15 protein-coding genes are annotated in these 15,900 nt (G+C 46.3%); 3 read left to right on the top strand and 12 right to left on the bottom strand.

Translation table 11 applies throughout. The features are described from left to right. Window positions 1-86 precede the first annotated feature (86 nt). From AB4Y93_RS08950 to AB4Y93_RS08940, 3 genes are all read right to left on the bottom strand, one after another. Window positions 87-656, bottom strand: a complete 570-nt coding sequence (locus tag AB4Y93_RS08950) for a Uma2 family endonuclease (protein WP_441891031.1) — start codon at window positions 654-656, stop codon at window positions 87-89. A 297-nt stretch (window positions 657-953) separates the two neighbouring features. Beyond that, window positions 954-1,733 (bottom strand): YheC/YheD family protein, encoded by a 780-nt coding sequence (locus AB4Y93_RS08945; protein ID WP_441891029.1) that lies wholly within the window; start codon window positions 1,731-1,733, stop codon window positions 954-956. 314 nt (window positions 1,734-2,047) lie between these two features. Further along, complete coding sequence (locus AB4Y93_RS08940) at window positions 2,048-3,085, bottom strand: C40 family peptidase (RefSeq protein ID WP_441891027.1); 1,038 nt, start codon at window positions 3,083-3,085, stop codon at window positions 2,048-2,050. Between the two features lie 432 nt (window positions 3,086-3,517). Here AB4Y93_RS08940 and AB4Y93_RS08935 point away from each other — a divergent pair, with 432 nt between their 5' ends. Continuing rightward, window positions 3,518-3,652 (top strand): hypothetical protein, encoded by a 135-nt coding sequence (locus tag AB4Y93_RS08935; RefSeq protein WP_441891025.1) that lies wholly within the window; start codon window positions 3,518-3,520, stop codon window positions 3,650-3,652. Window positions 3,653-3,721: 69 nt separating this feature from the next. On the opposite strand, the gene AB4Y93_RS08930 is transcribed toward AB4Y93_RS08935, so the two are convergent. The 5 genes from AB4Y93_RS08930 to AB4Y93_RS08910 all read right to left on the bottom strand — a co-directional run bounded on the left by AB4Y93_RS08930 (window position 3,722) and on the right by AB4Y93_RS08910 (window position 10,367). Then, window positions 3,722-4,603 (bottom strand): transglutaminase family protein, encoded by an 882-nt coding sequence (locus AB4Y93_RS08930; RefSeq protein WP_441891023.1) that lies wholly within the window; start codon window positions 4,601-4,603, stop codon window positions 3,722-3,724. Further along, window positions 4,600-5,595, bottom strand: a complete 996-nt coding sequence (locus AB4Y93_RS08925; RefSeq protein ID WP_441891021.1) for an alpha-E domain-containing protein — start codon at window positions 5,593-5,595, stop codon at window positions 4,600-4,602. Before AB4Y93_RS08925 ends, AB4Y93_RS08930 begins: the two co-directional genes overlap by 4 nt. Before the next feature lie 31 nt (window positions 5,596-5,626). Next, window positions 5,627-7,087 carry a circularly permuted type 2 ATP-grasp protein gene (locus AB4Y93_RS08920; protein ID WP_441891019.1) on the bottom strand — a complete coding sequence of 487 codons (1,461 nt, stop codon included), beginning with the start codon at window positions 7,085-7,087 and terminating at the stop codon, window positions 5,627-5,629. A gap of 245 nt (window positions 7,088-7,332) precedes the next feature. Then, window positions 7,333-8,334 carry a protoglobin domain-containing protein gene (locus AB4Y93_RS08915; protein ID WP_441891017.1) on the bottom strand — a complete coding sequence of 334 codons (1,002 nt, stop codon included), beginning with the start codon at window positions 8,332-8,334 and terminating at the stop codon, window positions 7,333-7,335. A gap of 137 nt (window positions 8,335-8,471) precedes the next feature. Further along, entirely contained in the window at window positions 8,472-10,367 is a 1,896-nt protein-coding gene (locus AB4Y93_RS08910) for a PrkA family serine protein kinase (RefSeq protein WP_167280422.1), read from the bottom strand. Between the two features lie 218 nt (window positions 10,368-10,585). Between AB4Y93_RS08910 and AB4Y93_RS08905 the strand changes: the two genes are divergently transcribed. After that, entirely contained in the window at window positions 10,586-11,413 is an 828-nt protein-coding gene (locus tag AB4Y93_RS08905; RefSeq protein WP_441891014.1) for a DUF2161 domain-containing phosphodiesterase, read from the top strand. Here AB4Y93_RS08905 and AB4Y93_RS08900 read toward each other — a convergent pair. The 3 genes from AB4Y93_RS08900 to trmL form a co-directional block, all read right to left on the bottom strand. Further along, a complete protein-coding gene (locus tag AB4Y93_RS08900) occupies window positions 11,410-12,606 on the bottom strand; it encodes an aminotransferase-like domain-containing protein (protein WP_441891012.1) in 1,197 nt (398 codons plus the stop codon). The two genes, AB4Y93_RS08905 and AB4Y93_RS08900, sit on opposite strands and share 4 nt — an antisense overlap. Before the next feature lie 362 nt (window positions 12,607-12,968). Then, window positions 12,969-13,220 (bottom strand): AbrB/MazE/SpoVT family DNA-binding domain-containing protein, encoded by a 252-nt coding sequence (locus AB4Y93_RS08895; RefSeq protein WP_167280573.1) that lies wholly within the window; start codon window positions 13,218-13,220, stop codon window positions 12,969-12,971. A 121-nt stretch (window positions 13,221-13,341) separates the two neighbouring features. Next, complete coding sequence (gene trmL / locus AB4Y93_RS08890) at window positions 13,342-13,806, bottom strand: tRNA (uridine(34)/cytosine(34)/5-carboxymethylaminomethyluridine(34)-2'-O)-methyltransferase TrmL (RefSeq protein ID WP_441891010.1); 465 nt, start codon at window positions 13,804-13,806, stop codon at window positions 13,342-13,344. Between the two features lie 161 nt (window positions 13,807-13,967). On the opposite strand from trmL, the gene AB4Y93_RS08885 reads away from it, so the two are divergent. Further along, the gene (locus AB4Y93_RS08885; RefSeq protein WP_441891008.1) at window positions 13,968-14,684 is read left to right on the top strand and encodes a response regulator; all 717 of its coding nucleotides are present in this window, start codon (window positions 13,968-13,970) and stop codon (window positions 14,682-14,684) included. A gap of 59 nt (window positions 14,685-14,743) precedes the next feature. Here AB4Y93_RS08885 and serC read toward each other — a convergent pair whose 3' ends face one another. After that, complete coding sequence (gene serC / locus AB4Y93_RS08880) at window positions 14,744-15,832, bottom strand: 3-phosphoserine/phosphohydroxythreonine transaminase (RefSeq protein ID WP_441891006.1); 1,089 nt, start codon at window positions 15,830-15,832, stop codon at window positions 14,744-14,746. Between the last annotated feature and the right edge of the window lie 68 nt (window positions 15,833-15,900).

Below are 15,900 nucleotides of genomic sequence, written 5' to 3'. Positions count from 1 at the left end.
CGGAAAGAGCAGCTTGGCTGCTTCTTCCCGGTCTTTTTTACAACAAGATATGGTTATGACAGATTGTCCAATTACAATCAGATATATCAGGTTTCCAAGTTAAACAGCTTGCCAAGTGATATCTGAAAATCCTTGAACACGTTCGACCGCACGCTATCCTGCTCCGTATATAAATCCCGCACCTGATATACACCATCCTGCAGCGCATATACATGAACCGTGCGATTACCGGGGTCAACGATCCAATATTCCTGAACGCCATATTTCTGATAAAGATTAAACTTCTCATTGAAATCCTTAAGCGCCGTTGATGGCGACAACACTTCGATAATCATCGTCGGGGCGCCATGACAGCCGTTCTTGGAAATCTGATTTTTGGAGCAGACCACCGACAGGTCCGGCTGTGTCACATGATCAGGTCTATCGTATTGTTCGCTCTCGCTGAAGAACACATCGAACGGAGCGACAAACACATAGCAGCTCTGATTCTGCAAGTGTGTTCTTAGCGCGAAATGCAGCTCTCCTACAACAAACTGGTGAAGGGCTGTAGGCGCCGGGGACATATTATATGCCTTGCCGTTAATTAATTCCCATACTCCGTCCCATGACAACCAGTCTTGATACGTGTGCAGCTTCTTATCATCCGGATTCGACACTTGGATCTACCTCCTTCGGATTTATTACCTGTTACCATTTATCTATAACTCACTTTTGTTTAATCTGTTTGATGATCTCGTCTGTTGTCCCACACCGCAACCTCTTTCAATGGACTTATGAAAATCTGGTCGCGTGTACTTGAATTATAACACAAATGGCTACGAAATCTGAGTACGCAGTTCTTACATTCACTAACGACTGGAAGAATTCATTATGTGTAAGGGATTTTGTAGGCATGCAAAAGACCGGAAAAGCAGCTTTGGCTGCTTCTTCCCGGTCTTTTTACTTCTGGCTGCTTACGCATCCTTCCTACCGTAACTCTTCGCGAACTCTTTCATCTTCTTAAAGGCCTTTGAATCAAGCCATTTCATTGGATAAAACTGCGGATGATTCGAGTTCACTTCAATGACCCATAACTTTTGATTACGGTCGTAAGCAAAATCGATTCCCATCTCATGCATCCCTTCGCGTTTGCTGCTGAGATGCTCGGCGATCTTAAGGGACATCGATTTCAAATCGGACAGCCGCTGTGAGGTCGTTGCCGCTGATTTCCCTTGTTGTTTACCTAGCTTCTCCATTGTGTACAGCTTACCGCCTTGATAATAGTTGGTCACTATCTTCTTTGATGCGCCTACTTTAACGGAGTAACAATTCACCGTCCATGGTCCGTCCGGCTTACGCTGCACCATCACCCGGATATCATAAGCTCTGCCATTCACCCGGTCCAACTTGATGCCTTTTTGGATAATAAGCTTTTTTTCCGACTTCTTGTTTATATAATCGTAGACCGCTGAAGTCGTATTCAAATGATGGCTTAATTGCTTCTTCTTCACGATATGCTTCACCGTATAGCCTGAGCCTTCCGACTTCTTCACTTTGAAAATCCCCATCCCTTGCGAGCCGGAATCCGGCTTTACATAGATGGAAGAGTGGCTTGCCAGCATCGATTCCATATGTTCGCGGCTGAACGAAACGGTATGAGGAACGAGCTTTTTTAGCGTTTTATGCGAATTCAAATACCGGCACACCTTAAGCTTCCCATATATACTGCGACTGTTATATTTTTTATCGTACATTGCATTCACCCTCCAATGCAGTGTATGAACCGCCGCCTTCTACTACTTGTGCTGATGTGGATAGGCCTGCACACATCTGCAACAAAAAAAGGTTCGCTCACTGGTGAAACAGCTCGCATTAGTAAATTAATGTAGTAATTCTTAATAAAAATAGCGTTGCAGGGAGCTATCCCTGCAACGCTATTTTTTGAGTTTGTCTTTTGAGGAACTCACCCCTTCATGAACATTATCCTCGTTGTCCAAGCAGCCCTTCCCAAAGCACCAGGTTTCACGCGGTCATGCTCATTCAGTTGTGAGTTCCCCCTATTCCAACTCTACTCCGTTATTGTCTTCGTATAAGTACTGCTTGTTGTGATGTAAGCGGTTTGTCCGTTTACTTTCACTTGGTACCAATAGCTGTTTGTCTTCTTGACCAGCTCAGCTTTTTGGCCAAGCTCGAGGCGGCCAATGGTCGATGAGCTGGAGCTCGCGGCCGATTTCAGGCTTACCCAGCCTTTTACCGTTACCACATATGTAGTGTTTGAATCCGACGGTGTTGACGGATTTGTAGGTGTCGGATCCGGAATTGGCGTTACCGTACCCGAATTACCGTTTGAAGGATTAGGACCTGTCCATGCCGGTACCTTCTTCTGTGGCGGCAACACATACGAGCTTGGAATAGTAGGAGCCTTGATGGTTTTCCCCGCCATACCGCTGAATCCAGCTGTTGGAACTACACGGCGTGCTTCCTTGAAGTTCTCGCCCCACCAGTATTCCCAGCTGTCCACCGTGCCAAGTGCTGTCGGATTGCCATCTGAACGTGTGCCGATCACTACCGGCTGCCCATCTCGATTTGTTCCCATATAAATCGCAACGTGCATAATATGATCTGTTTCCTGCCAAGTCAGAATATCACCAATCCGCAGATTTTCGATACCCGTCAGCTTCCATTTGCCATTAACCTTTTGCTTGCTTACACCGGCAACTTTTGTACCAACTGTGTTATAGTTTGCAGATGTGCCTGTTATATTGAATCCAAAATCTCCAAACACAAAACGGACAAAGCCCGAGCAATCCTCGTAGCCATATTTACCGTAAGCATCCGAACCACTGCCGTAAACCATGTACCCATTTTCCATATACCAGATTGCCCGATCGACAATTTGGTAAGCAAGAGTGTTCGACTGACTGCCATACTTTGAGTGGAAATCAGCCACATTATAGAGCTCGTCCTTCACATAGCTATCGGCGTTTATGTATTGATTGTACTTGCTTACTGCGCTTGACGTAGTCCACGTCGTGCTGGCATTTGCGATACCAGCTGTACCAAGTAAAGATCCAATAATAGCGAGGCTAAGTATTTGCTTTTTCATGTTTTCACATCCCTCCCACTCCTATTAAATGATAATTCCAACACTCACCGCAATGACCAAAAACTACCACTATTGATAGACTAAGCCAAAATAACAGCCTTCTCATATAGCTTTTTTTACCATCAGTTTACAGCTGAGACCCATTACAGAAATACCGCCTAAATACAGTACCAGACTGCTTTAACTCCTCTTTATAAAGATGTATTTATCAGAAAATAGAAGGATATTTCTTCCTTCATGGCCTCCTGCTCTTGCTGGGAATTATGAGAAAAAATTTAGGAAAAAGTGCCCAAGAAAGCATGATAGCGGCTTATAGTAATTCCCTTCTATCTTCACTATAATTTTTTATAGTACTTACAATCGAGGAATAAGACATCCGAGGTGATACCGTTGTCCAAAGATAAGTTCGTAGGTTATAGGGTGATGTTTAATGTGGGGTCTAGGTTTATGGTGCATGTCTATATGAAAGAGGATTATTATGAGCAGTGGCGATATACAAGAGATCAGCAGATAACGGATGTTGTTATTGAAGAGGTTGAAGTAGAGCTGTGGTATTTCCTCGGTTAACGTATAAAAGGCTGCTTGCAACGGTTCATCCTTAAAGGAACCTTTGCAAGCAGCCTTTTATTATTCGCCTTACGCTTCAACTTTACGGACATCAACGGTTACCTTCAGCTTCTGTTCGCCGCTGCCGCGGTAAACACCCTTCACCGGTACAATATCCTTGTAATCACGGCCATGGCCTAGCTTCACATAACGCTCGCCAACTGGCTCTACATTCGTAGGATCAAAGCTGCACCAGCCAAGTTGAGGCACATAGGCTTCCACCCAAGCATGCGAAGCTTGCTCAAAGTCTGCAGTGCCGCCTTGCAGATCACCTACAAAATGATAGCCGCTCACGTAACGGGCAGGTATATTATACACCCGGCAGCATGCGGTCATTAGATGGGCAAAATCTTGACAAACCCCACGCTTGCGTTCGATCATATCACTTGCTTTTGTAGTGACGGTCGTTGCTTCAGGGTCATAGATGAATTCAGAGCGGATCTTGCTGGACAACGCAATTAACCAGCCTAACACACTTATATCATCGTTATCCACGACGTTACTCGCAAAATGCCGAACTTCATCCGTTATGTTGGTATAGCCAGTTGGCAGCAGAAACTCTATAAAGCGGTTAGCCGCTTCTTCCGTCTCCAGCCAAGCCCACGCCTCCCTTGCCAGCTTGCCATTTAAGAGTGCGGCCTGCTCTTCAGGACTTGGCGCATGTCTGGTCACTACGGTCATCTGTGTGCGGATCGTCAGCCGCTTATGAGGCGGATTCACAGAGAAGGAATGCACTCGGTTGCCAAAAAAATCTTCATAGCTGAAAAGGGATGCGTTCGGCTCGATAAAGATAGCCTGCTGATAGCAGGATTGGCGCTCATTCGTGCTTGGCGTCAGCCGAATTTCATTGACACTGTCCATCGCTGACCCCTCGTAATCGTATTGCGTCACGTGAGAGATATTTAGCTTCATGCGCTTGCCTCCCCCATACGAAAAAAGGTTTTTGCAAAAGAGTGCCCAAGCATCTGGCACGAATCCAGCAAATGTCCAACAATCGAACCATTACGATCGATAATCATATCGTCATGTTCCAGGCAAGCCAGATCCGCCTTCACCTTCGCCACTTGGCGAATGACACGGTCATGAGCGGTCCGGAGTTGTTTATCTGTAAGCTCGATTTGCTTCATATGCTCATCGAGAGCATGGAAGGAGAATTGAACTGATCGCGGAAACGATGGGTTCAGAATAACAAACTCCATGATGGACTCAACCGACATGCCATCGGCGTATGAGCGGCGGAATGATTGATAACCACTGAGTGATTTCAAGACAGCCTGTAAATAAGGGTAAGCCCCTGTATTGTTCCAGCCATCTCCGGCAGCCGCATTGCCTACTGCTTTAACAATCCGAAGGGTATTCTCCGACCGCTCCAGGAAGCGTCCGCATTCGATGAAATGCCATTCATTCTCACGAGGCATAACCGATTGGCAGAGTCCTTGGAACAAAGCAGCCCACTCCTTAATCCGACCATAGAACAGGTGAGGAGATTCTTTCAGGAAATCCTCCGGCTGTTTCTCACGCAGCCATAAATAAAAGGAGTTGATTGTATCCCACAGCTCGCTTGGAACCTTCTCACGCAGCGTACGAAGGTTTCCCCGAGCATGGCTGACACAAGAAACGAGCGAATTGGCATTATCCCGATCGAGCGTGATGTAATGCAGAACGTCCTGCTCCGTGTAACTGCCATATTGCTGCTCATAAGAGCCTCTGCTGCCTAGAGCATCAACAATACGAGTCCACTTGCAAGGCACCTCATTATCTTCGCCGTCTCGACCGCAAGCTTCAACGCCTAATTCATCTTCTGCCTGCAGGTGATAGTGGACATCAATTAATCTCGCATGGTTCTCCGCCCGTTCCATATAGCGGCCAATCCAAAACAACGCTTCAGCGTTTCGGTTAAGCACAGCGATACCTCCATTCTTTATCTTGACTATTTTAACGATTTAACACCCATGTATCTTTAACTCCTCCGCCTTGCGATGAGTTGACCACAAGTGAGCCCTCTCTTAACGCAACACGAGTTAAACCGCCTGGAATAACATGCGTTGACTCTTCACCCATCAGAGCAAATGCCCGCAAATCAATATGGCGCGGCGCCATTGCGCCATCCACCATAACCGGCGCACGTGACAGCTTCATAGTCGTCTGTGCAATATAGCGGCTAGGGTCTTTTTTGATCTCCTCGGCAAACTCTTTTATTTCCTTTGGTGTAGCAGCAGGACCAATCAGCATACCGTATCCACCGGAGAGAGAGGTCTCCTTCACCACAAGCTGATCCAGGTGATCCAGAACGTAGTCACGCTCATCCTTGCGGGATAAAAGATACGTAGGCACGTTATGCAGAATTGGCTCTTCTCCGAGATAATAACGAATCATATCCGGAACGTAAGCATAAACTGCCTTATCGTCGGCAACACCGGTACCTGGCGCATTCGCGATAGCGATATTGCCTGCCCGGTAAGCATTCATCAGACCTGGAACGCCTAACAGCGTATCCGGCTGGAAAGCAAGCGGGTCAAGAAAATCGTCGTCAATCCGGCGATAAATGACGTCAACTTGGCGTAGTCCCCTCATATCGCGCAAATAGATTTTGTGATCCTTATAGACGAGATCACGGCCTTCCACCAAATGAATGCCGAGCTGCTGTGCGAGGAAGGTATGCTCATAATAAGCCGAGTTGTAGGCGCCGGGAGTAAGCAGTGCAATTAACGGGTCCTTCTTGCCGTTTGGCGCAAGTGATCGAAGTGAGCTCAGGAAATAGTTCAAGCTGCGTTCAATACTTTGGACGGAAGAGGACAAGTATAGATCATGAAACAGCTCACTCATCATAGTACGGCCTTTGAATAAGTAAGAGAAACCAGAAGGCGAGCGGAGATTATCCTCGAGGACAAAATAACGGCCTTTCTCGTCTCTAATTAAATCTATGCCGGAGGACGTAATATAAACGCCTCCTGGAACGTCTAACCCCATCATTTCTGGACGAAAATATATGTTGGATATAATCATTCGTCTAGGGATGACTCCGTCGGATACAATGCGCTGGTTATGATAAATATCGTGGATGAACATATTGAGCGCTTTGGTCCGTTGACGGACGCCGCGGTCAACGGCTTCCCATTCATGCTTGGGGATAACGCGAGGAATGTAATCAAAGGGTATTGTTCTTTCAAGCGGCTCGCTTTGGTTTGGACTATAAAGCGTAAAGGTGATACCTTCTTCCATCATGCGTTGATTAAGGGCATGTTGTCTCATCGTGAGCTCCGACGGCTTCATTCTCGTGAACAACCTATGGATATTCTCATAATGGGGACGAACCGAAAAGTCTTTCTCGAACATTTCATCGTAAAATGATTGCGAATCGTAATAATGCGATTGCGACTGTTTGGCCGTCGACATGCCAACCGCCTCCTCCATGATGGTGCAGCACCTTCTTGATGCCTGCGATGATGACTACCAAAGTTGGCTTGCCACCTACTTGTTAATTTATCTTACATGAAAATACTTAATATCCTTAATTAAAGTCATTTTTTGTTAGATTTATCATACAAGATTTGGATTTTCATGTCAACTTATATAGCACGAAAGCAGGGCTTCTGCGCTGGCGAAGAAACCCTGCTTTATATCATATGCCTATTCTCTTGTTATGTATTCAATTGCCGTAAATCTTTTGTAACGGAATCGACGGTTTGTACAAATACCGCAAGCTCCTGTGACCTTGCCGCCTGATTACGTGCTTCCACTGATGTTTTCTCGGATTCCAATTGAACCAGATGAACCTTCTTCTGAATCTCATCCAAATTCGTTTGAATCGTCTCTAGGGCAGAACGTGAGGAAGCTGCCAGCTTTCTAACCTCGTTTGCAACAACCTCGAATCCTCGGCCCATCTCCCCTGCCCGTGCCGCTTCAATCGCAGCATTAAGCCCAAGAAGATGTGTCTGGTCTGCGATCCCACGGATTAAGAGACCCATCTCCGTTATGCCGACAAGCTCTTCTTCGAGATCGCCAAGCAGCTCATGCGACCGATCCTGCGATTGAGAAGTGGATACAGCTGCTTCAGCAATCGATTGCGCACCTTGATCAAGCTCGGTCATTAAACCTGCCAACTGTTGAACCGATTCCGTGATTGTAGTCAGCATAACTGATTTTTGATCAGCCAAATCTTGAATAAGAGCCTGCTCTGCACGGTTATAAGCTTCAAGCACCAGCTGTGAATCAAGGTTAAACATCTTGGAAAGGGAATGTACAATGGCCGTCCATTTGTCCGGAATCGTGCGCTGCAGAACTACTGTAGCAATGTCGAGATATGTCATATAAGTTCCCAAATACCAATCGGTCGTAAGTCCAATTCGAGAATGGACAAGTCCTACAGTAATGCGGTTCTCAATGTAAGCTTGATCGATGACACCTGAAGCCAGCGAAAGCCAATAGCCGCGTTGGGTCTGTTTAAGCCGCTCAATATTACTTACGTTTGAGATAATTTGCATGAGATGTGGCTGCTCGCCGATACTGTCGTAGAAACGCTCAACGACTTCTTCGACCACCTGCTCGAAGATTGGACGGCAATCCGCGAGCCGCTTCAAATCCTCTTCTGTAATACGAGTATACGCAAGCTGTTTACGGCGTTCTTCTGAGACTTGAATCATAGGTCTTAACTCCTTTCATCTTATATAGATTATATCGGAAAATATGGAATCCACCTGAATGCAATCTTGTATTCTTCATGACAAGAAAAGCCTGCGGACACTTCAGGTCCGCAGGCTTTCAATCCGGGCTTGTTATTTTAACGATTCAGAAGACTTCCGACATACCGCAGCAGCTCATTGGCACATACCGGGCAATAACCATGCTCATCAATTAATCGTTTCGTCACTTCATTAATACGCTTCAACTGGCTTTCATCCGGTGTTTTGGTGGATGTCGTAATCTTCACAATATCCTTCAGGTCGGTGAACAGTTTCTTCTCAACCGCCTCACGCAGCCTTTCGTGACTTGTGAAATCGAACTTTTTGCCTTTCCGTGAATAGGAAGAGATACGGATTAATATTTCCTCGCGGAAAGCCTTTTTCGCATTTTCAGATACACCGATTTGCTCTTCGATGGATCTCATCAGACGCTCATCCGGATCCATCTCTTCACCAGTGAGTGGATCTTTAATTTTGGACCAGTTGCAATAGGACTCGATGTTGTCGAGATAATTCTCGAACAACGTACGGGCAGATTCCTCGAAGGAATAAACGAAGGCCTTCTGAATTTCCTTCTTCGCTAATCCATCATACTCTTTGCGCGCTACGGAGATAAAGTTCAGGTACCTCTCCCGCTCCTCCTTCGTAATGGAAGGATGCTGATCAAGTCCGTCCTTCAGAGCACGCAGCACGTCGAGTGCATTGATACAAGACATATCCTGCTTGATGAGCGCACTGGAGATCCGGTTAATAACATAACGCGGGTCAATGCCAGACATGCCTTCCTCAATGTACTCATTTTGCATTTCCTTCAGATCGGCTTCTTTAAATCCTTCAACCTCTTCTCCATCATACATGCGCATTTTCTTCACAAGATCCATGCCCTGCTTCTTTGTTTCCTTCAAACGGGTAAGTATGGAGAAGATTGCTGCCGACTTCAGGGAATGCGGTGAAATATGAATATGCTTCATATCACTTTGGCCGATTAATTTCGTATAAATCTTCTCTTCCTCTGATACTTTGAGGTTGTATGGAATTGGCATAACAATCATACGGGATTGCAGCGCCTCGTTCTTTTTGTTGCTGATAAACGATTTGTACTCGGATTCATTCGTATGGGCAATGATGAGCTCATCGGCCGATATTAACGCGAACCGTCCTGCTTTGAAGTTCCCCTCTTGCGTCAGCGATAACAGGTTCCATAGGAACTTCTCATCGCATTTCAGCATTTCCTGGAACTCCATTAAGCCCCGGTTTGCTTTATTAAGCTCGCCGTCGAACCGGTAAGCCCTGGGATCGGATTCCGATCCAAATTCGGTAATCGTCGAGAAATCGATGCTGCCGGTAAGGTCAGCAATATCCTGTGATTTCGGATCGGATGGGCTGAATGTACCGATACCTACCCGATTCTCCTCCGATATAAGCACCCTCTCAACAAGTACATTCTCAATATCGCTATCGTATTCCACGCGAAGCCTCATCTGGCAGGACGGGCATAAATTACCTTCAATCCGTACACCAAGCTCCTTCTCAATCTCAGGACGAAGCTCATGTGGGATTAAATGAAGTGGATCTTCATGCATCGGGCAGCCCTTAATCGCATAAGTAGCTCCCCTCTCCGTTCTGGAGAAACGCTCCAGCCCTTTCTTGAGCATCGTAACAATTGTTGATTTACCACCGCTGACGGGGCCCATCAAAAGTAGAATCCGTTTACGAACGTCGAGCCTTCTGGCTGCAGAATGGAAATACTCCTCCACTAGCTTCTCCACTGCACGATCAAGACCAAAGATCTCCTGTTCGAAAAATTTGTAGCGTTTACCTCCACTATTTTCCTCCACGCCAAATGATTCAATCATTTCATAGACGCGCGCATGCGCAGTCATGGCCGGGGAAGGGTCCTCTCTTAACAACTCAATGTATTCTCTAAAAGATCCAGTCCACGCAAGTTTTTCACTCTCTGTCTGATACTCCGATATCCGCTTGAAAATGTCCATGCCGTGCCTCCTCCCATCGCTTCCGCAATCCGCAATTTTCATTCCGCCCGGGATTATCTCTACATCATTGATCGAGTGGACCAACTTTTTTAGTGAAGTATTACATTCCTATGCTTAGTTATGTAGGAAATTGACCACTATTTTAGTCGGCAATCCAGCATTTTGCGACAAGCATGAACAATCCTTTGTTATAATAATGGGAGAAAGAGGGGATTAACATGGCTGTTAATAAGGAAGAGGAGCTGTACAGCCCCATCAAGAGACACTACGAAAAGCTTGGTTTTACGGTAAAAAGCGAGGTTCTTCACTGCGATCTCGTCGCGATAAAGCCAGATGGCAGCGAGGCGGTTGTTGTCGAAATGAAAAAAACGTTCAATCTTGCACTTTTGCTGCAAGGGATTGAACGCTTACGTATAAATGATCATGTTGTGCTCGCTATTGAGCGCAATAGGAAGAAAAGCGGATCGCATAATCAGCGCTTCAGCGATATTACCGAGCTGTGCCGGATGCTTGGCCTCGGCCTTATGACCGTTACCTTCTTCAAGACGAAAGCACCTGTCATTGAGATGCTCTGCGAGCCAGGTGAGATGCCAAAGCGGGGCATTCGAAGAACTCGTCAGGCGCGCCTGCTTAAGGAATTCCGCGAACGCAGCGGCGATTACAATGTCGGTGGCAGCACAGGGCGCAAGCTGGTAACCGCTTATCGAGAGAAGGCTCTTCGCGGCGCTTACGCCCTGCAGCAAGCCGGGATCTTGTCACCAAGCCAGCTCACTGCGCTGACCAGCAATCCACAAAGTCCGTCAATGCTTCGCAGCAATTATTACGGCTGGTTCGAGAAGGTCGGGCGCGGCCAATATCAATTGACCCCAAGCGGTGCCGCAGCATTAACCGAATACGCCGAAGTTATAGCCGAGTGGACGGAGACGTTTGCGCTTCCGCCAGCACCTGAACCCAAAGCTGCTAAAGCTGCAAAAACGCCAAAAGAACCTAAAACAAAAGGTTCAAAACGGACCAAAGTTACAAAAATGTTATTAACAGAGAATTAGCTCCTCACCGTAAACTCGCGAATTGCATCCGCCAAACGTTCGACGCCCTGCACAGTCTTTATTCCTTTATTATGTGTAAAATTGAGTCTGGCGGAGTTCCGCTTCGGATCATAGGCATAGAAAGCACTTCCAGGCACGAAGGCTACGCCCTTCGATACGGCTACCTTCAGCAGAGCTTCCGTATCAAGCCCTTCCGGGAGCTCCACCCAGAGGAACATGCCGCCTTTGGGCTCAATCCAATTAAGTCCAGCAATCTTTTGCGCTCTCAGCAGGCTCTGCATCTCACGCATCCGCTCTCCATACGATTCCGAGATGACCCGAATATGATCATCAAGTGGGAAATGAGCCAGCAGCTGGCTTAAAATTTGCTGGTCCATTGTACTGGACTGCAAGTCAGCCGCTTGCTTTGCTTTTGCCAGCATTTTAATGACACGGGTATCACCAATCGCCCAACCTGTACGAAGCGCAGGAGCCACTGTTTTCGAGAAGGTGCTAGTATATATAACCACACCGCTGCCCTGCTCCTGATCTAAAGCAAAGAGCGTCGGATAAGCCGCATTCTTATCATATTTCAGTTCACCGTATGGATCATCCTCAATAATAGGCACTTGATGACTTACGCAAATTTGAAGCAGCTTTTGTCTTCTTTCCAGGCTCCATACATTTCCCGTTGGATTGCCGAATGTCGGTACAGCGTACATAAATTTGGGCTTATGTAGACGAACTAGCCGCTCAACGTCCTCCGGAATCATGCCATGCTCATCGCTTTCAGCAGCAACAACCTTCAGTCCATGCAGTTCAAATACTTGCAGGCAGGCCAAATAAGTTGGACGCTCTACAAGCACCGTATCGCCGGGCTCTGTCAGCACTTGTACCAGGAGGCTGATGGCTTGCTGAGATCCGGTTGTAATAATCATCTCCTCTGGCTGCACATTCATCCCCTTCTGAGCCATACGAACGCAGAGCTGCTCCCGAAGAGGCAAGTAGCCTTCCGTCAGACCATATTGCAGCGCACTAGTACCCGCGGAGATTGCACGGTCTGCTGCTTCCCGTACCGCCTGTACAGGAAAGAGCTCCTCAGCCGGCAATCCACCTGCGAAAGAAACGATATCGGAGCCTTGCGTCAGCTTCAAAATATCCCTGACAACCGATGATTTCACCTGGGTCATTCTTGATGCAAACCGAAATTCCATTTTTTCCGTCTCCTCCCGTATTAAAAGCCATGATTTTTCATGAGTTTATTGTCGCATAATAAAAACATTCCATGCAATAAAACTAACTTTACACGTTTTCTTTTTCCTAAACCTTGGGTATAATGAAACTAGCTTATCGGAGGTGTCAACATAATGTCTACAACTTTCGTTATTGTCATGACAGTCTTTATTTTGTTCCTGACTGCGATCTTGACGTCTTCCTACAACGACGACAAGACCAAAGGCCTCTAAGCAGGCAAAAAAATGAAGCTTCTCCTAAACATTTTAGGAGAAGCTTCATTTTTTTGTTCCGAATAATGGTTATGTGAGGGCTTACTAATAGCGCTATGGATAATTGCTGATTAACGGTTGTGAAGCTGTCCCATCTCACTCATGCATTGTTCGCATAAATAACGGTCCTTGAAATCTTTCACTTGTTCCATCGATCCGCAGAAAACACATCTTGGACGGTAACGTTCCAAAATAATATGGTCGCCCTGTACTAAGATCTCTACAGGATCACCTTCATTCATTTGATACCGTTTACGCAGTGATTTAGGAAGGACAATACGTCCGAGTTGGTCCACCTTTCTAACCACACCTGCTGGTTTCATCATTTTCACCTCTTTATGTCTAGTTTTGCAAGCTATCCTGTGAAACCTTTGCACAATAGACTTTCGATGGGTGAACCTGAATTCCTCCCCATTGAGGGATAATCCTTAATATCATGCTAATTCAGTCCATTCCTGGGAACTGATTCTGACGCAAAGCCTCATACACAATAATCGCTGCCGAGTTGGACAAATTCAATGATCTGACGTCACCTGTCATTGGCATACGCATACAAGTATCAAGGTTAGCCTCAATCAACTCTTGGGGCAGCCCTTTCGTTTCCTTGCCAAATACGAAGAAGTCTCCATCCTGGAATTCAAACTCCGTATATACTTTACGTGCTCTTGTGCTGGCATAAAAGAATCGTCCATCGGGATTCGCATCGAGCAGTTCTTGGAATGAATCATGATACTCAACATGAACGGCATGCCAATAATCCAGTCCTGCCCGCTTCAGCGTGCGGTCATCGGTCTGGAATCCAAGAGGACGGACAAGATGAAGATGGGCACCTGTAGCTGCGCAGGTCCTTGCAATATTACCCGTGTTTGCAGGAATTTCAGGTTCAACCAATACAATATGAAAAGTCATAACTGTGTTTACCTCACATTCTATGTCATTATACACGATTCAATAAGTTCCCGCACGAATGCGGCAATTTTTACATACGCTTAACGTACCCTTAATCTCCTCATAAACGTCTCTACTCATAATGGAGATATCATGTAGGAGGCAAAAGGAGAATAGATACGATGAAAAAGAAAATTTTGGTCGTCGATGACGAGCCTTCCATCTCCATGCTTATCGAATTTAATTTAAAACTCGCTGGCTATGATGTCCGGTGCGTAAGCGATGGTGAGGCTGTATTTGAGATGCTGAAGCCGTTCCGCCCTGACCTGATCGTACTTGACTTAATGCTTCCGAAGATGGATGGCATTCAAGTATGCCGTGAGCTGCGCAAGCAAAGCAACGCTGTACCCATCGTTATGTTAACAGCCTTGCAGGATGTAACAGACAAAATCGCGGGACTCGATAACGGTGCCGACGATTACATGACGAAGCCGTTTAGCCCACAAGAACTTATTTCGCGTATCCAGGCAATCTTCCGCCGCATTCAAGCTCTTCCGAGTCAAGCCGAATCGACGGCTTTCGACATTGGGAGATTAACGGTTCGGGCTGAACAACGCGAAGTACTCATTGATGGCAAAACGATTGAACTTACACCCAAAGAATTTGAGCTTCTTCTCTTCTTATGTAAGCATAGAGGTAAAGTATTAAGTCGACAGCAATTGCTGCATGGCGTCTGGGATTATCATTTCTTAGGCGATACTCGGATCGTTGACGTTCATATTAGTCATCTGCGTGATAAAATCGAGCAAAATGCACGAACACCGGAATATATTATGACGGTCCGGAATGTCGGTTACAAGCTGCACGCCCCTAATATAGCCGATTCTTCCCTTGCATAAACTTGTATGAAAGATGAAGACCGCCTTCCCTGCTTGGGAATGGCGGTCTTTGTTTATCCTTAAACGTTGCGGCGCTGGAAATCAGCCATAAATTCAGCAAGCGCTTTGCAGCTTTCATGCGGAACCGCATTGTACGTCGAAGCACGCAAGCCGCCAACATCGCGATGACCCTTTAGGCCAACAAAGCCGTTTTGTTCCGATTCTTTTACGAATTGCTTCTCAAGCTCTTCGCTTTGGATACGGAAGGTAATGTTCATTAGCGAGCGGCTGTCCGGATGAGCACATCCGATATAGAAGCCATTGCTTTGATCAATCGCATCGTAGATCAGCTTCGTTTTGTCTCGATTGAGCTGCTCCATTGCAGCAACTCCGCCGTTTGATTTGATCCATTTCAGGACCAGATTAACCATATATACCGAGAAGGATGGCGGTGTATTATACAGCGAGCTGTTCTTCGCATGTGTATCGTAACGGAAGATGGCCGGAATGTCTTTCGGGCTGTCTTGAACCAGATCATCACGAACGATAACTACGGTTACACCCGATGGACCAAGGTTTTTTTGCGCGCCCGCATAAATAAGACCAAACTTGTTAATATCAATTGGACGGCTCAAAATGTCACTCGACATATCAGCTACAAGCGGCACATTGCCAAGGTTCGTCGGGAACTCCTGGAATTGAACGCCTCCGATTGTTTCATTTGATGTCATATGAAGGTAAGCGGCATTATCGGGAACAATGAAATCATTCACATTTGGCATCCGCATATATTTGTCGTTTTCTGACGAAGCTGCAATAACAGTCTCACCAATGAATTTTGCTTCCTTCAGTGCTTTATCAGCCCAAGCGCCGGTCTTAACATAAGCGCCGGGACGACCCGGACGAAGCAGGTTCATTGGAATCATTGCAAATTGCTGGCTTGCGCCCCCTTGAAGGAATAAGACATGATAGTTATCCGGAATACCGAACAATTCGCGCATGAGTGCTTGTGATTCGTTATTCACTTGCTCATACAGTGCGCTGCGGTGCGACATTTCCATGATGGACATACCTGCGCCCTGATATTCGACAAATTGCTCCTGTGCCTGCTGCAGCACTTCAAGCGGCAAAGCGGCCGGTCCTGCATTGAAATTATAGGCTCGTTTCATTTCCGTTACCCACCTTTAGTTTTTATGATCTCACATGATACTGATTATGATAGCAAGTTTAGGAGCTG

Origin of the sequence: Paenibacillus sp. YAF4_2 (genome assembly GCF_052113225.1) — a bacterium.
In the GTDB taxonomy this organism is placed as follows: domain Bacteria; phylum Bacillota; class Bacilli; order Paenibacillales; family Paenibacillaceae; genus Pristimantibacillus.
Note: the sequence above shows the minus strand (reverse complement) of the source record. Positions and strands in the feature narration are given on the sequence as shown.